This window comes from Dyella sp. A6 (assembly GCF_036320485.1).
Lineage (GTDB): Bacteria > Pseudomonadota > Gammaproteobacteria > Xanthomonadales > Rhodanobacteraceae > Rhodanobacter_A > Rhodanobacter_A aluminiiresistens.
Genome location: NZ_CP132911.1, coordinates 3,567,687 through 3,586,405 on the forward strand (window position 1 = coordinate 3,567,687; position 18,719 = coordinate 3,586,405).

The 18,719-nt window shown below is 65.7% G+C and carries 17 protein-coding genes; all 17 read right to left on the reverse strand.

Features of this window, described 5'->3' with window-relative positions:
* Window positions 1–57: 57 nt before the first annotated feature.
* Entirely contained in the window at window positions 58–975 is a 918-nt protein-coding gene (gene atpG / locus RA164_RS15940; RefSeq protein ID WP_329741822.1) for a F0F1 ATP synthase subunit gamma, read from the reverse strand.
* A 42-nt stretch (window positions 976–1,017) separates the two neighbouring features.
* The gene (gene atpA, locus RA164_RS15945) at window positions 1,018–2,568 is read right to left on the reverse strand and encodes a F0F1 ATP synthase subunit alpha (RefSeq protein WP_329741823.1); all 1,551 of its coding nucleotides are present in this window, start codon (window positions 2,566–2,568) and stop codon (window positions 1,018–1,020) included.
* A gap of 112 nt (window positions 2,569–2,680) precedes the next feature.
* Window positions 2,681–3,214 (reverse strand): F0F1 ATP synthase subunit delta, encoded by a 534-nt coding sequence (locus tag RA164_RS15950; RefSeq protein WP_329741824.1) that lies wholly within the window; start codon window positions 3,212–3,214, stop codon window positions 2,681–2,683.
* Between the two features lie 3 nt (window positions 3,215–3,217).
* Window positions 3,218–3,688 (reverse strand): F0F1 ATP synthase subunit B, encoded by a 471-nt coding sequence (locus RA164_RS15955; protein ID WP_329741825.1) that lies wholly within the window; start codon window positions 3,686–3,688, stop codon window positions 3,218–3,220.
* A 77-nt stretch (window positions 3,689–3,765) separates the two neighbouring features.
* Window positions 3,766–4,065 (reverse strand): F0F1 ATP synthase subunit C, encoded by a 300-nt coding sequence (gene atpE / locus RA164_RS15960; RefSeq protein ID WP_329741826.1) that lies wholly within the window; start codon window positions 4,063–4,065, stop codon window positions 3,766–3,768.
* Between the two features lie 45 nt (window positions 4,066–4,110).
* The gene (atpB, locus tag RA164_RS15965; protein ID WP_329741827.1) at window positions 4,111–4,923 is read right to left on the reverse strand and encodes a F0F1 ATP synthase subunit A; all 813 of its coding nucleotides are present in this window, start codon (window positions 4,921–4,923) and stop codon (window positions 4,111–4,113) included.
* 3 nt (window positions 4,924–4,926) lie between these two features.
* Window positions 4,927–5,292 (reverse strand): hypothetical protein, encoded by a 366-nt coding sequence (locus tag RA164_RS15970; protein WP_329741828.1) that lies wholly within the window; start codon window positions 5,290–5,292, stop codon window positions 4,927–4,929.
* A gap of 210 nt (window positions 5,293–5,502) precedes the next feature.
* A complete protein-coding gene (locus RA164_RS15975) occupies window positions 5,503–5,892 on the reverse strand; it encodes a phasin family protein (RefSeq protein ID WP_329741829.1) in 390 nt (129 codons plus the stop codon).
* Between the two features lie 141 nt (window positions 5,893–6,033).
* Window positions 6,034–6,408, reverse strand: coding sequence for a 6-carboxytetrahydropterin synthase QueD (gene queD, locus RA164_RS15980; protein ID WP_329741830.1), 375 nt, complete (start codon window positions 6,406–6,408; stop codon window positions 6,034–6,036).
* A 27-nt stretch (window positions 6,409–6,435) separates the two neighbouring features.
* Window positions 6,436–7,680 (reverse strand): glycoside hydrolase family 57 protein, encoded by a 1,245-nt coding sequence (locus RA164_RS15985; protein ID WP_329741831.1) that lies wholly within the window; start codon window positions 7,678–7,680, stop codon window positions 6,436–6,438.
* Window positions 7,677–8,996 (reverse strand): glycosyltransferase family 4 protein, encoded by a 1,320-nt coding sequence (locus RA164_RS15990; protein ID WP_329741832.1) that lies wholly within the window; start codon window positions 8,994–8,996, stop codon window positions 7,677–7,679. Before RA164_RS15990 ends, RA164_RS15985 begins: the two co-directional genes overlap by 4 nt.
* 127 nt (window positions 8,997–9,123) lie before the next feature.
* Window positions 9,124–9,876, reverse strand: a complete 753-nt coding sequence (pgl, locus tag RA164_RS15995; protein WP_329741833.1) for a 6-phosphogluconolactonase — start codon at window positions 9,874–9,876, stop codon at window positions 9,124–9,126.
* Window positions 9,877–9,906: 30 nt separating this feature from the next.
* Window positions 9,907–12,225: a glycoside hydrolase family 15 protein gene (locus tag RA164_RS16000; protein ID WP_329741834.1), complete on the reverse strand. Its 2,319-nt coding sequence runs from the start codon at window positions 12,223–12,225 to the stop codon at window positions 9,907–9,909.
* Window positions 12,222–13,667 carry a glucose-6-phosphate dehydrogenase gene (zwf, locus tag RA164_RS16005; protein ID WP_329741835.1) on the reverse strand — a complete coding sequence of 482 codons (1,446 nt, stop codon included), beginning with the start codon at window positions 13,665–13,667 and terminating at the stop codon, window positions 12,222–12,224. Before zwf ends, RA164_RS16000 begins: the two co-directional genes overlap by 4 nt.
* A gap of 113 nt (window positions 13,668–13,780) precedes the next feature.
* Window positions 13,781–14,836 carry a phosphogluconate dehydrogenase (NAD(+)-dependent, decarboxylating) gene (gene gnd / locus RA164_RS16010; RefSeq protein WP_329741836.1) on the reverse strand — a complete coding sequence of 352 codons (1,056 nt, stop codon included), beginning with the start codon at window positions 14,834–14,836 and terminating at the stop codon, window positions 13,781–13,783.
* On the reverse strand, window positions 14,833–17,139 hold the full coding sequence (gene pgi, locus RA164_RS16015; RefSeq protein ID WP_329741837.1) for a glucose-6-phosphate isomerase: 2,307 nt from the start codon (window positions 17,137–17,139) through the stop codon (window positions 14,833–14,835). Before pgi ends, gnd begins: the two co-directional genes overlap by 4 nt.
* On the reverse strand, window positions 17,136–18,209 hold the full coding sequence (gene tal, locus RA164_RS16020; protein ID WP_329741838.1) for a transaldolase: 1,074 nt from the start codon (window positions 18,207–18,209) through the stop codon (window positions 17,136–17,138). Before tal ends, pgi begins: the two co-directional genes overlap by 4 nt.
* Window positions 18,210–18,719: the final 510 nt, after the last annotated feature.

An 18,719-nucleotide genomic window follows, 5' to 3' on the forward strand; every position in this document is an offset into this window, starting at 1 on the left:
GTGCAACCACGGATGGTTGCTTTTTGATCTTGCTCTTGCAGGCATGGATGCCTGCACTCATACCGCGGCGGCACCGCCGACGATCTCCGAGATTTCCTGCGTGATCGCCGCCTGACGCGCCTTGTTGTAGCTGAGCGTCAGCGTGTCGATCACCTTGCTGGCGTTGTCCGACGCGCTCTTCATCGCCACCATGCGCGCCGCGTGTTCGCTGGCGAGATTTTCCAGCACGCCCTGGTACACCACCGACTCGATGTAACGGCCGAGCACGTGCTCCAGCACCGTCTGCGCGTCAGGCTCGTACAGGTAGTCCCAGTCGTGGGCCTGCTCCAGCTTCACGCCGGCATAGGCCGAATCGCCTGCCGTCTCCTGTGCCTTCAGTTCCGACGCTACCAGCGGCAACGGCAGCAGCGCGTCGATCGACGGCTTCTGCGTCATCGTGTTGACGAAGTCGTTGTAGGCGAGGAACACGCGATCCAGGCCATTGGCGGTATAGGCGTCCAGCACCACCTTGATCACGCCGACCAGCTGCTCCAGCTTCGGCCGGTCGCCCAGATGGGTCACGCTGCCGGTCAGGTTCACGCCCTTGATGCGGCGGAAGAACTGCACGGCCTTCTGGCCCACGGCCACCACATCGACCTGCGCGCCCTTGTCCTGCCACTCGCGCACCTGCGCCAGCGTGCGGCGGAACAGGTTGGAGTTCAGGCCGCCGCACAGACCGCGGTCGGTGGACACCACGATGAAGCCCACGCGGGCCACGCTCGAACGCTCGGTCAGGAACGGGTGGCTGAACTCCGTGCTGGCCTGGGCGACATGCGCGATCACCTTGCGCATCGAGTGCGCGTAGGGGCGCGAGGCCTTCATCAGATCCTGCGCCTTGCGGATCTTCGAGGCCGAGACCATCTCCAGCGCACGCGTCACCTTGCGCATGTTCTGCGTGCTCTTGATCTTGGTTTTGATTTCGCGTCCGCTTGCCATCGTCTTCTATCCGACAGGGACGGGCCGAAGCCCGTCTCGTGATTACCAGCTACCGGTCTTCTTGTACTCGTCCAGGCCCGCCTTGAAGCTGGCCTCGATATCGCCGTTCCAGTCACCGGTGGCGACGATCTTGTTCATCAGTTCGCCGTAGTTCTGGTGGAAGAACGCGTGCATGCCCTTCTCGAAGGCCAGCACCTTGTTCACCGGCAGGTCGTCCAGGTAGCCCTTCTCGGCCGCGTACACCGACAGCGCCAGCTCGGCGATCGACAGCGGCGCGTACTGCGCCTGCTTCATCAGCTCGGTCACGCGCTGGCCGCGGTCCAGCTGGGCGCGGGTGGCCGGGTCGAGGTCCGAGGCGAACTGGGCGAAGGCCGCCAGTTCGCGGTACTGCGCCAGCGCCAGCTTCACGCCGCCGGACAGCTTCTTGACGATCTTGGTCTGCGCCGAACCGCCTACACGCGACACCGAGATACCGGCGTTCACGGCCGGGCGGATGCCGGCGTTGAACAGGTCGGTCTCGAGGAAGATCTGGCCGTCGGTGATCGAGATCACGTTGGTCGGCACGAAGGCGGACACGTCACCGGCCTGGGTTTCGATGATCGGCAGCGCGGTCAGCGAGCCGGTCTTGCCCTTCACTTCGCCGTTGGTGAACTTCTCGACGTAGTCGGCCGACACGCGGGCCGCACGCTCGAGCAGGCGCGAGTGCAGATAGAACACGTCGCCCGGATAGGCTTCGCGGCCCGGCGGGCGCTTCAGCAGCAGCGAGATCTGGCGATAGGCCACGGCCTGCTTGCTGAGGTCGTCATAGATGATCAGCGCGTCCTGGCCGCGATCGCGGAAGTACTCGCCCATGGCACAGCCGGAGTACGGCGCGATGTACTGCAGCGCGGCCGACTCGGACGCCGACGCCACCACCACGATGGTGTTGGCCAGCGCGCCGTTTTCTTCCAGCTTGCGCACCACGTTGGCGATGGACGAACGCTTCTGGCCGATCGCCACGTAGATGCAGAAGATACCCGAATCTTTCTGGTTGATGATCGCGTCGATCGCCAGCGCGGTCTTGCCGGTCTGGCGGTCGCCGATGATCAGCTCGCGCTGGCCACGGCCGATCGGGATCATCGAGTCGACCGACTTGTAGCCGGTCTGCACGGGCTGGTCCACGCTCTGACGCCAGATCACGCCGGGCGCGACCTTTTCGATGGGCGCATTCAACTTGGCGTTGAGCGGCCCCTTGCCGTCGATCGGATTGCCCAGTGCATCGACCACGCGGCCGAGCAGCTCGGGACCGACCGGCACCTCGAGGATGCGACCGGTGGTCTTGGCGGTATCGCCTTCGCGCAGGTGCTGGTATTCGCCCAGCACCACGGCACCGACCGAGTCGCGCTCGAGGTTCAGCGCCAGTGCGAAGGCGTTGCCCGGCAGCTCGATCATTTCGCCCTGCATCACGTCGGCCAAGCCGTGGATGCGCACGATGCCGTCGGACACGCTGATGATGGTGCCCTCGTTGCGGGCCTCCGCGCCGAGCTTGAACTGCTCGATGCGGCTCTTGATCAGTTCGCTGATCTCGGACGGATTCAAGGTGGAGCTGGACATGGTCGTTATCCTAAAGATCTAGAAACGAGTTAAGAGGAGTGAGTGGTGAGCAAGAGCGGCGTGGCAGATGGCTTTCCACTCGTTTCTCACTTCTCCCCACTCTTTTCTGCTGTCAATGCGTAAGCGCGCCGGCCAGACGCTCCAGGCGTCCGCGCGCGGAACCGTCGATCACCTCGTCGCCGGTGTCGATCACCACGCCGCCCAGCAGCGTCGGATCGACAGCCGTTTCAAGCTCGATCTCGCGCTTGAAGCGGCGCTTGAGCGACGCCTTGAGCTGCTCGGCCTGCGTGGCATCCAGCGTCATCGCGCTGGTCACCTTGACCAGCAGCTGCGACTCGGACTCGCGCTTGTACTGCTCGAACAACTCGGCCACCTCGGGCAGCAACTGCATCCGCCGATGCGCCGCCAGTTCGCCCAGGAAACGGGCGAACGGCGCGTCGTCGGTCATGCCCTGCGGCAGATGCAGCGCCACCAGCTGTGCAGGCTGCACGCGCGGATCGTTGGCCAGGCTGGCCACGTGCGGATCGTTCGCCACGGCCGCGGCGAACGACAGTGCCTGCGACCATGCCGCCAGCGCGCCCGCCGCATGGGCCAGCTCGAATGCCGCACGTGCGTAGGGTCGGGCGAGGGTGATTGACTGGGCCATCGATCAGATCTCGGCGGCGAGCTGGTCGAGCAGCGCCTTGTGCGCGGCCGGATCGATCTCGCGCTGGACGATCTTGCTGGCGCCCTGCACGGCCAGCGTGCCCACGCGCTCACGTAGTTCGTCACGGGCGCGCTGTGCCATCGAGGCGATCTCGTCCTGCGCCAGCGCCTTCTGCCGGTTCACTTCGGAAATGGCGTCGGCACGAGCCTTGTCGAGGATCTGATTGGCCTGCTGCTGGGCCTTGTCGATGATCTCGGCCGCCTTCTGGCGGGCGTCGCGGATCTCCGCGGCCACCTTGGCGTCGGCGTCCTTCAGTTCGGCATGCGCGCGCTCGGCCGCACCCAGGCCGTCAGCGATCTTGCGCTGGCGTTCCTCGATGGCCTTGTTGAGATGCGGCCAAATGAAATGGACGCAGAACCAGATCAGAATGGCGAACGAGATCATCTCGCCAATCAGGGTCGCGTTGAATTGCATCGCTGCGTTACCTGTGCATGCGGATTACGGATGGCACGGGCGCCTGGCGCCCGTGCCGGACGGTTGCTGCAGACCGGTCAGTGACCGGCGGCGGCCTTGGCGGCGGCAGTGATCGCCGAGGCCAGCGGGTTGCCGACCGCGAAGTACATGGCCAGCGCCACGCCGATCAGGAACGCCGCGTCGATCAGGCCGGCCAGCAGGAACATGCGACCCTGCAGCAGCGGCATCAGCTCGGGCTGGCGGGCAGCGGCTTCGAGGAACTTCGAACCCATGATGCCGATGCCGATACAGGCACCCAGCGCGCCGAGGCCAATGATCAGGCCGATGCCGATGGCGGTAAGGCTCTCAACCTGAGCAAGATGAGCGATAAGGTCCACGGTGGTCTCCTGGAAAAGAAAAACGTTTGTTGTGATGGGTGGAAATCAGTGGTGCTCTTGGGCCATCGAGATGTACACGACGGTCAACACCATGAAGATGAACGCCTGGATCGAGATGATCAGGATATGGAAGAGGCCCCAGATGGTGTAGCCGACCAGTCCGAGACTGTACAGGGCCACACCGCCGGCGCTGAACAGGCCCGCGATCAGGATGAACACCAGCTCGCCGGCATACATGTTGCCGAACAGTCGCATCGCCAGGCTGACCGGCTTGGAAACCAGCTCCACGAGGTTCAGCGCGAAATTGGGGATCCACAGCAGCGGATTTTTTCCGAACGGCGCGGTGAACATTTCGTGCATGTAGCCGCCGAAACCCTTCGCCTTGAAGCTGTAGAAGATCATCAGCAGGAACACCGTGATCGACATCGCGAAGGTGGTGTTGATGTCAGCGGTCGGCACCGGACGGAAATGGCCAAGGCCGCACTTTTCGGCGATCAGCGGAATCAGGTCGACCGGCAGCAGGTCCATGAAGTTCATCAGGAATACCCAGACGAACACGGTCAACGCCAGCGGGCCGATCACCCGGCGGTCACCGTGGAACACATCCTTGACCTGGCCATCGACGAATTCCAGCACGATCTCGACGAACGCCTGGCCACGCGACGGCACCCCGGAGGTGGCCTTGCGCGCCTTCAGCCAGAACCACAGGCAGAAGATCACGCCCAGCACCAGCGACACCGTTATCGAGTCGACGTTGATCGACCACGTCCAGAACCCGCTGTGGCTGACACGCGGCAGCGACAGGAAGGTCAGGTGGTGCTGGATGTATGCGGTAAAACCGCCCGGCTCGCTTGCCATCATTCAACCCTTGAATCTGAATGCCATCAGATTGACCGCATAAGCCGCCACCAGCCCCGAAATGGCGGCCAGCGGCGGCAACTTGTATTGAACCAGGATCATGATCAACCCTCCGAGGACCACGATCCATTTGAGAATCAGGCCGGTAAGCAGATGCACAAGCGCACTGCCACCATTGCCCAGCCCGCTGAAGGTACGTGCCGACATCAACGCCGTACCCAGCGCCACGATGACCACACCCGCCACTGCAGCCAAGGCCTCGCGGCGCCCCCACGCCAGAAAGGCCAGGCCGACCAGCAAAGCCGCAACCAGCTGCCAGAGCAGCATGCGCAGCGCGAGGCGACGACCGGAAGCTAGACTGTTGAGCACGTGAGGTTTCCGCGCGGTTCGCACCAGGCAGTTCCAACCAGCCACGGGCTACGATTCAATCTGTTGAAGTATATCAGTGCGTCTTTTCTTGCGGCAAGCTGGACGACCGGAAACAGCATCACGCAGCGCACAAAAAACGGGCCGAACTGGGGAGTTCGGCCCGGAGGTATCGCGGAAGGGGAGAGTCGCGATCAGTACGGTAAATACGAATTACTTGGCGGCAGCCTTCTTGGCGGCGACGGGTGCAGCGGCCACGGCATCGTTGGCAGCCTGTTGCTGAGCCTGAAGGAGCGAGCTGAGCGACTCAGCCGTCTTCTGGGTCACAGCCATGATTTCGCGGCTCACCGCCACAGCCTCTTCGGCCTGGTCACGGGTCAGGCTGGCGCCCTTTTCCCAGATTCCGCGCAGCGCTTCGAGATCGCGCACTTCGGAAACCTGGGCCACGTAATCGGCGGTGCTGCGCGCCTGCTTTTCGAAAGCCTTCAGCTGAAGCTCGGTCACCTGCTCCAGCCCCTTCAGGGCCACTGCCTGCGCCTTGAAGGCGTTGTCGGTGAACTGCTTGGCGTAAGCGAAAGCTTGAGTGTTCAGTTGCTGTGTCATGGCTATGTCCCTCACAAGGGATGTCTGGGAGTGAGACAAAGCCTAACAAGCTTTTTTGTGCAATGCAATATATTTTTTCTGAACGAAGCGATTTTTTTTGAATTACGCTTTTGTTTCATATACTTGACACCGAAGCGTCAGTCATCGCGCCGCGTCAAAATCTGCTTTCGAGCAACTGGCGCCCGACGTACAGGTCTCGTGGACCACGACTTTGTCCAGACCGGGGAGGCTCGGTACCAGCTTTTGCCAGATCCAGCGCGACAACATCTCGCTGGTGGGATTCTCCAGCCCTTCGATGTCGTTGAGGTAATGGTGATCGAGCTGCTCGAACAGCGGCGCGAAAGCCGCCTTCACATCGGCGAAGTCCATCACCCAGCCCATCTGCGGGTCCGGCTCTCCCGCCACGTGGATCTCCACCTTGAAGGAGTGCCCGTGCAGGCGCGAGCACTTGTGCCCCGGCGGCACGTTCGGCAGCCGGTGCGCCGCCTCAATGTGGAATGTCTTGAAGATATGCATGCGCCCATTGTAAGCGCTTGCAGCACTTCAAAGCGGCCGCGGCGCGGGCGCACCGACACGCGCAGCCAGATCCGCCAGCACATTCATGTAGTTGATACATGCATCGTAGGGTGACTCGAACGGGCTGAAGTACTGGTGCACGTCGCCATCGGCCCAGTGCTTGGTGGACATGTAATAGGCATGGTCGCTGGTCAGCAGGCGCCGCCAGTCTTCCAGCGTGGCGACAGCATCGGCCGCGTGGCGGGCGTGATGGCGACGCACGAACGGCTCCAGCGCGAAAGCCTCGGTCAGTGCGGCACGCTGGATCGCATTGCCGTCCCAGGCGGAGATATCGCGTTCCTGATCCGCCCACGAAAACGGCGTCGGCATCGACAGGCCAGCGGCATCCGCGGGAACGTGTGCCAGCGCTTCGGAGGGCTTGATGAAGCGGAACCCTCGCCGTTTCAGCAACTCGCCGGGCAAGGCCCGCATGAAGTCGAAGATGCCGGTGTCGGCCCACTGGTGCTCGCCAAAGGTCTCGTAGTCCATGAACAGGCCGAGGAAACCGCGCCCGTGCGCCTCGGGCGGCAGTGCCTCGGCCTCGCCCTGCAACCAGTCGGCATAACGCTCGACGCTCAACGGCCAGGCTGTCCAGCGACGATCGGAAAAGCGGAATGCGATGTCATCGCTGAGCCGGTAATGCCGAGGCAGCGCCACCAGCGACGGGGCTGCCGCGAAACGATAGGGCGTGGTCACGCTGCGCCAGCCGAACAGCTTGTCGGCACCCTCGATGCACAGGCCGCCATAACCCAGCGCCGCCACCTGTGCCGCCACCGCGTCGCTGGTGATCAGTTCGGTATTGCGGAACACGCGCCCGGTCGCACCCAGCAGGCGCCGGCAGACCGCGCGATGATGGCGCACCTGAGCAGCGAACTCGCGAGGGCTGTAGAGCGCCGCCAGGCTGTGATGCGATGTCTCCGCGAGCAGTTCCACCTGCCCGGTGGCGAGCAGGCGACGGTACGACGTCAGCACCTCCGGCGCGAACGCGGCCATCTGCTCCAGCGCCGTGGCGGTGATCGAGAACGCCACGCGGAAATGCGGGCGATAACGCTCGATCAGCTCTGCCAGCAGCGCATTCATCGGCAGATAGCACTTCTGCGCCACCCGCCGAAGGATCTCGGCATTCACGGCGGCATCGAAATAATCGTGACTGTGCCCGACCTCACGGAACGGGTAGCGCCGCAGTCGCCACGGCTGATGCACCTGGAAATAGAAGCAGATGTCCAGGCTCATGCGCCCGTATCCGCACGCGCGGCCACGTCGATCTGTACCACGCGCGCATAGGCATCCGCGACGCGCTGCGCCGATTCGTCCCATGACAGGCGGGCCAGCTGCGCGCGGCCCTCCTCGACCAGTTGCCGCGCCAGTACAGGCAGGCGCAGCACGGCCAGGATCTGGTCCGCCAGCTTTTCGTGATCCCAGAAATCGACCTGCAGGCTGTGCCCGAGCACCTCGCGCACGCCGGACTGCCGCGACAGCACGACCGGCGTGCCCGCTCGCAACGCCTCAAGCGCCACCAGCCCGAACGGTTCGGACACGCTGGGCATCACCAGCAGACTGGACTGCGCCAGCAGACGATCGACCGCGCCGGGTGTCAGGAAGCCGCGGAACTCCACGCGACCGGCCAGACCAAGATCGCGGACCTGCTGCTTCAGCGCATCGAGCATGTCGCCGCTGCCGCACACCAGGAACCTGGCCGCGGCATCCAGCCGCGCGACCTCGGCCGCCGCACGCAGGAAATGGTCCGGGCCTTTCTGGAACGTGAGCCGGCCCAGGAACACCACCCAAGGCTGCCGTGTGTCCGGTTCGAACGGAGCCGGCGACGGCAGGTCTTCCGCATCGGGCGCGTTGTAGACCACGCTCACCTTGTCCGGCTCGATGCCGTAACGCGACACCAGGATGCCGCGTGTGTAATCGCTTACCGCAAACACATGATCGGCGCGCTGGCAGGCTTCCCGCTCGATCGCCGCAATGCCCGGATGGACCCCTTCGCCACTGCGGTCGTATTCGGTGGAGTGGACATGCAGGAACAACGGACAGCGCAGGCGTTCGGCAGCCGCCATGGCCGCCGGGAAGGTCATCCAGTCATGCGCGTGGACAAGATCCGCGGACACTTGTCCGGCGATCGCCGTCACGCGTTCGGCAAAATGCGCCACCTCGTCACCGAGATTGGCGCCATACAAGGCTGACGCGTCGCCCACCGTTTCGTGCCCGCCGCCTGCGGCGGGCGGGTGCGCGGGCAGCGACGCCACCGCATCCGCGGGACGCGCATACGGTCGCAGCCTTGCCGTCACCCCCAGCAATTGCGATGCACGTGACTTGCGCATCGTGCGCGCACCGTGGTCAAGCAGCCACTGCCGCGCACCGCTGACCTGCAGACGCGTATCCGCCTGCGACCGTCTGAAACGCGGCAGCACGAACAACACCTCCGCGCCCAGGTCCGTGAGCCCGCGCGCAATTCCCTGGCTGGCTTTGCCCAGACCACCGACGAAACGGGGCGGGTATTCCCAGCCAAGCATCAGCACGCGCACGGGGTCACTGCGGATCAACACGATCTCCTGAGGCAAGGGATTCGATGACAGGCACGTCCGTCAGGGGGAACGACGCGCCAATCACCACGCGGACCATCACTTCCGAACGAACACGACGCTGATGGTGAAACGCCGCCGCGAGGAATTACGACATCGGCGACAACGATGCGGCGGCCGCACGATCAAGCCACCAGGCGTAGGCATCCGCCACCGGGGCGATGTACTGCATCGGCAACTCGTCCGGGCGGTACGGGCCGTGCAGCACACGCGCAAGCACGTCGGCCTTGCCGTCGCCATCGGCCAGCAGCCACACCGCCGCCGCCGCGTTGATCACCGGCAAGGTCATGGTCAGCCGCCATTCCTGCTGGCTTTCCACGTACTGCGCACACACCGGCTGCTCGCGTTCGCGCAGGCAGGCGCAGCCCGGAAACAGCGAGGCGGTATGGCCGTTGTCGCCAATGCCCAGCAGCACCAGATCAAGCTGCGGCCACTCGCGCCGGAACACGCTGCGCAGCGTCTGTGTGTAGCCGAGAGCCGCCTGTGCCGGCTCGTCCTCGCCACGCATGCGATGGACGTTCGCCGGTGGCAACGGCGCCTTCGACAGCAGGGCATCGTGCGCCATGCGGTAGTTGCTGCGCGCCGTGTCCGGCGGTACACAGCGCTCGTCGCCAAAGAACACATGGATGCGCGACCAGTCGAGCCGATCCCGATAAGGTGATGTCGCTAGCCGCTCGTACAGCGGACGTGGCGTCCCGCCACCCGCCAGCGCCACGCTGAACCCGCCTTTCGCGGCCACCGCCGCCTGTGCCCGCGCCACCAGGGCATCGGCCACCGCGCCGATCATCGCGTCGGCATCGTCGTGCACATGCACGCGGGGTTGCGGGGATATCGAAGTCATGTGTGCGTTCCGTTCGTCCCTGGTCGTTGTCTAGGCGTGCCGGTCCGGTGCCGCCAGCGGCACCAGCTGAAGCACCCAGTCCCTGCCTTCCCAGCCCCGTTCGCCCAGGAAGCGGCGCGTGAACTCCAGTGTGCGCTGCGCGCCCAGTGATGCCACCTCGAGCCGCACGCCGTGCATGCCGAAGGCCGTGGGCTGGCTGGCGTGTTCGTCCACCTGCTTCCAGCCGTCCCGCCCAAGATGCAGCACGAACGGCGACGCGGCTTCGACAAGCAGCGTGCCCTTGCGGTTCACGGTGTGGCAAGGCACCTGATCGCGCCAGTGCGCCACCCCGGGAAGGCGCGGCCTGGCATAACGGTCGGCCACCGCACGCAGGCATTCCACGGCGTGGCCGCGATGTATCGCCACGACCAGCTTGATCAGCTCCGCGTGCGCCCAGACCAGCGGCATGGCACTGCCAGTGGGGCGCCCGGGCAACAGGTTGCGCTCGGGAATCGGCGCCGCGTCCCAGACCTGCTCGGGCAACATGCCACCCTGGCTGGCCGAGCTGAGCATGGCATCCAGATACGGTCTGGGGTCTTCGCCGGCCAGCAGGGCGTAATGCGCACGCTCGCCGCTCAGCAGCGGCCATGCGCGACCGATGCCCGTGCCATCAAAGGAGCGGCCGTCTTCGTGTTCGCCGTAGCCGTCCTGGTTGTAGCGGTGATAGTACGGGCCACCGGGCAGCTCCACCCGCAGCTCGGCGTCGACCAGCCGCGTGGTGTCGCGGATGCGCGGATCGTCCGGCGCGCGCAGGCCAAGACGGACGAGATAAAGGTATTCGAGGCCAAGCAATTGTCGCGCCGGAATGTTTTCGCGACCACGGTTGCGCAGCGCCACGTCGCCGCTGTCCGGCGTCTGTCCGGGCGGCACGATGCGCACGTAGTGCCCGCGCGTTCCGTGCTTGCGGTCGAGCTCGGTATCTCGCGCATAGGTCCAGGATTCGACCCGTGCGTTCCAGTCGTCGGCCAGCGACAGCGCGTAGGTCGCATCGGCCTTGTCCAGGAAGCCGTGTGCGGCTCCGGCCGTCAGCGCCGCGATGGCGGTGGCCAGGGTGAACGGGTTGATGCCGGCGTTTTCTTCCCAGCGGTCCTGCGCACTGAGCGGCCCGTTGCGTACCACGAAACGCAGTGCCCGGCGCACCATCACGGTGGCCTCGGGACGCAGGTCGCCCAGCTGGTCGAGTTCGTCGAGGCGCGCGGCCAGCAGCACCGGCAAGGCCGCCTCGTCGAGCTGGATGCCGGCCCAATAGGGGCGGCCATCGGCGTAGAAATTCTGCAGCCAGTGCCCGTCCGGTTGCTGGGTGGCGATCAAGTAGGCGAGCATGGCGCGCGCCTCGTCATGATGCGCGCAGGCCAGCATGGCAAAACCGGATTCCACCGCATCGCGCGGCCAGACCAGGTGATAGCCGCCGGGATCGTCGCGCGTATCGCCCCAGGGCACGCTGAGGCTGGCCACCATGGCGCCGGGGAAGTCGCGGTCGTTGTGGGTCTTCAGCACCATGGCCGCACGCCGCACCGCCTGCTGCAATGCCGGATCGATGCCTTCGCACTGCAGATGTCCGGCCCATGTCTTCCAGCCTGCCACGAACTGCTCGCGCGCAGCCTCGAAACCGCAGGCCAACGACGACAGCGCCAGCGTGCGCGCACCCTCCACAGTGTCCGCGAAGCCGAGTCCGAGTACGCCTTCGTTGTCGGCCAGTTCGCCCATCAAGGCCACGTTGCCGTTCGGCGCGCTGTCGTAATGCCAGGTCATCGCGCCGTTGTGTTCGAAATCCTGCCAGCCGTCGGATGTCCCGACATAGCCGGCGCTGGCCCGGCTGAAACCCCCGTCGGCGGCCAGCAGCAACGCGGCGCCGGGCTTCACCGCCGCCAGGCCGTGCGGCTGGACCTCGGCGGTGTTGTCGTGCCCCGATCCGTCCAGGTGCGGCGCCAGCAAGGCGTACAGCCGCAAACCCTTGCCTTCTAGCCGGTAACGCACCAGCACGACGTCGCGATGGGGATCGGCCAGCACTTCCAGCTCGAGGCGATAGCGCTCGTGCCGATGCACCACCTTGGGCAAGGGCACATCGGGTGCCGGGGTGCTGAGTTCGTACTGCTGTTCGCGCTTCACCTCGGACCAGAAATCGTCGCCCGCGACAATGAAGCCGAGGTCGCGGATCTGCGGCGTGCTGCAGGACGGCCAGTACACCTCGTCGAGGACGCCGTAGCCCAGGGTGTACCAGACCCGCCCCGGGCCGAGCGCGGTACCGACGACGTCCTTGTCGCTGCTCGACCAGGTCGGTGCGAGTCCGGGCCACCCCGGCGCGTTCACGCGACGTCCCCATCGACCAGGCTGACCGAGCGCCAATGCTGGCCACGGTCGAGCAGCCGCTTCTGCGTGGACGGCCCCTCGGAGCCGGACGCATAGAAATCGGGCGAGCCTTCCTGCCAGTGGCGCAGCACCGGTTCGAGCAGGCGCCAAGCCCATTCCACTTCATCGAAGCGCAGGAAGTGCGAGCGGTCGCCCTCGATCGCATCCATCAACAGCTGCTCGTAGGCGGAAAACTCGTTCTCGCCCGCCTGCACATAGGGCGCGCTAAGGGTGACCTGATGTCCGTCCAGCTCCAGACCGGGCAACTTGGCGTTGGCCAGCAGGTGCATGCCCTGCTCCGGCTTCATGCGGAACACCATCCAGTTGTTCTGCGCCTTCACGCCACCGGGCAGCGCGCCCGGCACGTCGTGGAACTGCACCGCGATCTCCGAGCAGTTGCTGGCCAGCCGCTTGCCGCTGCGCAGGTAGAACGGCACGCCCTGCCAGCGCCAGTTGTCGATCTCCAGCCGCAGCGCGGCGAAGGTCTCGGTATTCGAACCGCGCGGCACGCCGGGTTCGCGCCGATAGGCCGGCACCTTCTTGCCGTCCACCGTACCGGCACGGTACTGCCCGCGCACGGCATGTTCGTCGACGTTGCGCGCCGTGATCGGCCGCACCGAACGCAGCACCTCCACCTTGTGGTCGCGCAGCACATCGGCATCCCAGCAGGAAGGCGGTTCGATCGCCGTCAGGCTGAACAGCTGCATCAGGTGGTTCTGCAGCATGTCGCGCAGCGCACCCGCATGGTCGTAGTACCCGGCGCGCTTCTCCACGCCCAGCGTTTCGGCGTAGGTGATCTGCACCTGCGCGATGTGGCGGCTGTTCCACACCGGCTCCAGGAAGCGGTTGGCGAAACGGAACACCATCAGGTTCTGGGTGGCTTCCTTGCCCAGGAAGTGGTCGATGCGCAGGATCTGCGATTCATCCCAGTGCTGGTGCATCTGCGCGCGCAGTTTCTCCGCCGAGGCGAGGTCGGTGCCAAACGGCTTTTCCACCACCAGCCGGCGCCAGCCACCGCGCGGCGCGACATTAAAGCCGGCTTCGCCCAGCGCTTGCGAGGCGGTGCCGAACAGCGGCGGCGGCAAGGCCATGTAGAACAGCGTGGCGGGCGTCAGCTTGTGCTTGATGCGCTCGAGATCGGCGGGATCGAGCCGGCCACCCACGTAGTCCAGCTGCTTGCGGAAGCTGTTCCAGTTGCGCGCGCTGAAGTCCGGCGCGAAGGCCTTGAGCGCATCGTGGATATGCTTCTCGAAATGCGCGCGGGTCCAATCGTCCATCGCGTAGCCGAGAATGCGCAGGCCCGGCGTGAGACCGAGCCGGTGCAGCCGGTACAACGCGGGCATCAGCAGCCGCTGGGTGAGATCGCCGGTGGCGCCGAGAATGACCAGGGTGGTGTCGCTCATGACTGCTGCCTTCTCCTTTTTCGATGTCTCCACACGAACCGCGCCAGGCACACCCGGTCGCGGCCGCCGCTAGCCCGGGCCAGGACAGCGGCGGCGCGAGCGCGACGTGACGCTTAAGCCTTGTCGTCGGCCGCCTTCTCGTCGTGTCCGCCGAACGCGTGGCGCATTGCAGACATGACCTTGTCGGCGAACTCATCGTTCCCGCGCGAGGCAAATCGGCCGAACAGCGCCGAGGTCAGTACCGGCGCGGGCACGCCTTCCTCGATCGCGGCCAGCGCGGTCCAGCGCCCTTCGCCGGAGTCGGAAACGCGACCGGCGTAATGCGCCAGGGTGGCGTCGCGATTCATCTCGATGGCGGTCAGGTCGAGCAGCCACGAACCGATCACGCTGCCGCGCCGCCACACTTCCACCACGTCGCCCAGCGGGAAGTCGTACTGGTAGCGGTCGGGATGCTCCAGCGGCGTGGTTTCGGCGTCGACTTCCTGCTGCTGCCGTCCCACGTTGGCGTGATGCAGGATGTTGAGGCCCTCCGCATAGGCCGCCATCAGGCCGTATTCGATGCCGTTGTGGACCATCTTCACGAAGTGGCCGGCACCGTTCGGACCGCAATACAGGTAACCCTGCTCGGCCGGCGAAGGTGTGCCCTCGCGACCGGGCGAGCGCGGCGCGGTGGCCACGCCCGGCGCCAGCGCGGCGAAGGCGGGTTCGAGGTGCCGATAGGCCTCTTCGGGCCCGCCGATCATCTGGCAGTAGCCACGCTCGCGGCCCCACACGCCGCCGCTGACACCGACGTCGACGTACATGATCTTCTTGCCGGCCAGTGCCTTGGCGCGGCGCAGATCCTCGACGTAGTGCGAGTTGCCGCCGTCGATCACCATGTCGCCGGCGCCGAGCAGCGGCACCAGGCCATCGAGCACCTTGTCCACCACCGCGGTGGGCAGCATCAGCCACACCGCGCGCGGACCTTTCAGCATGCCCACCATCGCCTGCAGCGAGTCGGCGGCCTGCGCACCGGTCGCGGCGGCCGCCGCGCGTGCCTCGGGGTTGGTATCGAACACCACGCACTCGACCCCGGCGTCCTGCATCCGGTGCACCATGTTGAGCCCCATCCGGCCGAGGCCGACAAAACCCAGCTGCAAGGTGACTTCCGTTCCTTTTGCCGCACTCATGCTTCGTTCTCCCAAAGCCGGAAGCCACCCGCGAACGCATTGGCGTTGTCGCCACGGCGCACGCCGTCGGGCAGCTTGTCGAGATGATCCACGTTGCCGCCGCCGAGCACGACATAGTCGGGCTCCAGCGCGGCACGCAAGGTCGCGATTTCCTCGAGCACGTTCGCCTGCCACTTCTTCTTGCCGTGGCGCTGGCGTGCCTTCTCGCTGACGTAGTGCTCGTAGGTGTGCTTCTTGTAGGGCAGGTGCGCAAGCTCCATCGGTTCGAGCCTGCCGTCGGCGATCATCGCCGAGCCCAGCCCGGTACCCAGCCCGAGGAACAGCATGCGACCGCCCGCGTAGCTGCCCAGAGCCTGCATCGCGGCATCATTGACCAGCTTCACCGGGCAGCCGAAGGCCTTGCCGAAATCGAAACCGGCCCAGCCCTTGCCGAGGTTGAACGGTTCGCTGGCAACGCGCCCGTGCACCACCGGCGCAGGGAAGCCGATGCTCACCACGTCGTATTTCCAGCCGCGCAGACGCTTGCGCAAGGCAGCCATCATCAGCGCCGGGGTCATCTCGGGGCCGGACTCGATCTTCACTTCCTGCCGCCGGCCGGTGAGCATGGCCTTGACGTGGGTGCCCCCCACGTCGAGCACCAGCACGCGGCGGCGACTCGGCACCGGAGCCTCGCCCGCCCTGCGGCGCGCACGCCGATACCAGCGGATGGCCGCGTTGGTGGACGCGTCGTGCGACAGCGGCTTGCGCGGCGACTCGATTTCATCGGCCACGCGCAGCGCCAGCTGCTTGCCCAGCTCGACACCCCACTGGTCGAACGGATTGATGTCCCAGATCGCCGCCTGGGTGAACACGCTGTGCTCGTACAGCGCCACCAGCGCACCCAGCGCGGCGGGCGTGAGCTGCTCGGCCAGCAGCAGGCTCGACGGACGATTTCCGTCGAAGACCTTGTGCGGCACCAGCTTGGCCGGCACGCCCTCGGCGCGTACCTGTTTCGCGGTCTTGCCCATCGCCAGCGCCTCGGCCTGGGCGATGACATTGGCCAGCAGCAGGTCATGATGGCGACCGAGCGGATTCAGCGTCTCGCCGAAGGCGATGAAGTCGCAGGGAATCAGGTGGGTACCCTGGTGGATAAGCTGGTAGAACGAGTGCTGCCCGTTGGTGCCCGGCTCGCCCCAGAACACCGGCCCGGTGGCGTAGTCCACCGTCTTGCCTTCCAGCGTCACGTGCTTGCCGTTGGACTCCATGGTGAGCTGCTGCAGGTACGCTGGGAAGCGCTTGAGATACTGCTCGTAGGGCAGTACGGCGACCGTGGCGGCATCGAAGAAGTCCGCGTACCACACGGTCAGAAGACCCATGATGGCCGGCAGGTTGCGTTCCAGCGGGGTGGTGCGGAAATGCGTGTCCATCGCATGGAAACCGGCCAGCATTTCGCGGAAGCCGTCGGCACCGATCGCGATCATGGTGGACAGGCCGATGGCGGAATCCATCGAGTAGCGTCCGCCCACCCAGTCCCAGAAGCCGTACATCTGCTCGGTGGGAATGCCGAATGCGTTGACCGCCTTCTCGTTGGTGGACAGCGCCAGGAAGTGACGACCCACTGCGGCCTTCGCATCCTTGCCCGCACTGGCCAGCAGCCAGTCGCGCGCGGTGTGCGCGTTGGTCATCGTCTCCAGCGTGGTGAAGGTCTTGGAAGCGACGATGAACAGCGTCTCGTCGGGCCGCAGGCCGTGCACGGCTTCGGCGAAATCGGTGCCATCGACATTCGAGACGAAGCGCAGCTGCAAGCCGCGGTCGCTGTAGTGGCGCAGCGCCTCGTAGGCCATCACCGGGCCGAGGTCGGAGCCGCCGATGCCGATGTTGACGATGTTACGGATCGGCCGGCCGCTGTAGCCCTTCCATTCGCCGGCGCGGATCGATTCGGCACAGGTGGCCATGCGCTGCAGCGTTTCCTGCACTTCCGGCACCACGTTCACGCCGTCGACCAGGATCACGCTGTCGGCCGGCGCGCGCAGCGCCACGTGCAGGGCGGCGCGGTGCTCGGTGGCGTTGATCTTCTCGCCCGCGAACATCGCGTTGCGCTTCGCTTCCAGCCCGCGTTCGCGGGCCAGCGCGAACAGCCGCTTCATGGTCTCTTCGGTGATGCGGTGCTTGGAGTAGTCCAGCCGCCAGCCGGCGGCTTCCTGGGTGAAACGCTCGGCGCGCGCTTCGTCCCTGGCGAACAGATCGCGCAAGTGAAGCTTCTGCACCGATTTGTAATGCGCCTCCAGCGCTTTCCAGGACCGACTCTCGCGCAGCGCGCTCATGCGGCCTTCTCCATGCGCTGGCGGATCGCGTCGAGCAGGTCGTTCCAGGATTTGACGAACGAGGCGGCGCCTTCGTCCTGCAGCGCCTCGGCCAGTTCGTCGACACGCAGGCCACGCTCGGCGAAGCGGTTCTGTACCGCGCGGGCCGCGCTGTCGTCGGCGCTCATGCCGTCACCCGGCTTGCCGTGGTCGGCGGTCGCGAGCAGGGTCTTTTCGGGCAGCGTGTTGACCGTCAGCGGCGCCACCAGGTTGTCGACATAGAGCGTGTCGCTGGCGTTCGGGTCCTTGGTGCCGGTGCTGGCCCAGAGCAGGCGCTGCGGACGGGCGCCGGCATTCATCAAGCGCTGCATGCGCGGCGATTCCAGCACGGCGCGATAGCTGGCGTAGACACTGCCGGCAACGGCCAGGCCCAGCTCGTTGTGCATTTCCTCGGGGACCGCCTTGGCCACCTTCACGTCCCAGCGGCTGATGAACACGGACGCCACCGACGCCACGTCCAGCGACAGGCCTTCCGCCAGGCGCCGCTCGAGTCCCTTGATGTAGGCCTCGGCCACGGCCCGGTACTGCTTGGCCGAGAACAGCAGCGTGACGTTGATCGGCACGCCGCGATAGATCAGCTCCTCGATCGCCGCCGCGCCGGCGGTGGTGCCCGGCACCTTGATGTAGAGGTTGTCGATGCCGGCACGCTGGTGCAATGCCAGTGCCTGCTCGATGGTGTGCGCGGTGTCGTCGGCGAGCAGCGGCGAGACTTCCAGCGAGACCCAGCCGTCCACGCCACTGGTGCGTGCGTGCACCGGCTCGAAGACTTTCGCCGCCTGGCGCAGGTCGTCGATGGCCAGGCCGAAGAACACCGCCTCGGGGTCGGTGCTGCCGTCGGCGCGGATCGCCTCGTCGTAGTCACTGCCGCCCTTGATCGCGTTCTCGAAGATGGTCGGGTTGGACGTCAGGCCGGTCACCGCGCATTCCTCGCGGTATTTCTCCAGCGTGCCGGCGCGGAGCATGCCGCGCGTGATGTTGTCCAGCCAGAGGCTCTGGCCGAGCCCGTTGAAGATGCGGGCCATGTCTTGCATCGCGAAACTCCTTTAACCGGATGGCGCGAAGAGCGGGCCATCGGCTTCACCGGCGTCGGCGGGATCTTCGCGGTTGTGGTGGGACGCGCAGGCGGCGCCTGCAACCGACCGTAGGTTAGGCCGCCACCACGGATACTCGCAAGGCGAGGCTTATGACGTGTTGTGTCGAACGGGGAACATGGGGTGCTTTTTGGGGTTTTCCGACCCGCTGCCTTGCAGGCCCGTTTCCGGAGATTTCGGCAGCGGTGTCCGCCTAGCCTGTCGTGATGCGTGTCAACTCCGGATGAAACCGGTGTAACGGCGCTGGTCGCCATTCAGCGAACCGTCTGCTTCACCATACGCTTCGTCGCCTCGACATCGAAATGTCACATCAAGCGGCTCCGCATGCGCTGACTTTCATTCGCGTGTAGGCGCAGCTTCACAATGCAGGCCCAGCATGACGCGGCCGTCCCCGACGGTATTCCCGTTCCCTCATACGCATGGCGACACCGCCTCAGGGTCGCCGCGAAG

Bases quoted from the DNA above. Each gene is read 5' to 3' on its own strand.
- gnd (WP_329741836.1), bottom strand. From the start codon at position 14,836: ATGAGTGCGGCAAAAGGAACGGAAGTCACCTTGCAGCTGGGTTTTGTC.
- RA164_RS15955 (WP_329741825.1), bottom strand. From the start codon at position 3,688: ATGCAATTCAACGCGACCCTGATTGGCGAGATGATCTCGTTCGCCATT.
- pgl (WP_329741833.1), bottom strand. From the start codon at position 9,876: ATGACTTCGATATCCCCGCAACCCCGCGTGCATGTGCACGACGATGCC.
- pgi (WP_329741837.1), bottom strand. From the start codon at position 17,139: ATGAGCGCGCTGCGCGAGAGTCGGTCCTGGAAAGCGCTGGAGGCGCAT.
- atpA (WP_329741823.1), bottom strand. From the start codon at position 2,568: ATGTCCAGCTCCACCTTGAATCCGTCCGAGATCAGCGAACTGATCAAG.
- zwf (WP_329741835.1), bottom strand. From the start codon at position 13,667: ATGAGCGACACCACCCTGGTCATTCTCGGCGCCACCGGCGATCTCACC.
- atpG (WP_329741822.1), bottom strand. From the start codon at position 975: ATGGCAAGCGGACGCGAAATCAAAACCAAGATCAAGAGCACGCAGAAC.
- queD (WP_329741830.1), bottom strand. From the start codon at position 6,408: ATGCATATCTTCAAGACATTCCACATTGAGGCGGCGCACCGGCTGCCG.
- RA164_RS15985 (WP_329741831.1), bottom strand. From the start codon at position 7,680: ATGAGCCTGGACATCTGCTTCTATTTCCAGGTGCATCAGCCGTGGCGA.
- tal (WP_329741838.1), bottom strand. From the start codon at position 18,209: ATGCAAGACATGGCCCGCATCTTCAACGGGCTCGGCCAGAGCCTCTGG.
- RA164_RS15975 (WP_329741829.1), bottom strand. From the start codon at position 5,892: ATGACACAGCAACTGAACACTCAAGCTTTCGCTTACGCCAAGCAGTTC.
- atpB (WP_329741827.1), bottom strand. From the start codon at position 4,923: ATGGCAAGCGAGCCGGGCGGTTTTACCGCATACATCCAGCACCACCTG.
- RA164_RS15950 (WP_329741824.1), bottom strand. From the start codon at position 3,214: ATGGCCCAGTCAATCACCCTCGCCCGACCCTACGCACGTGCGGCATTC.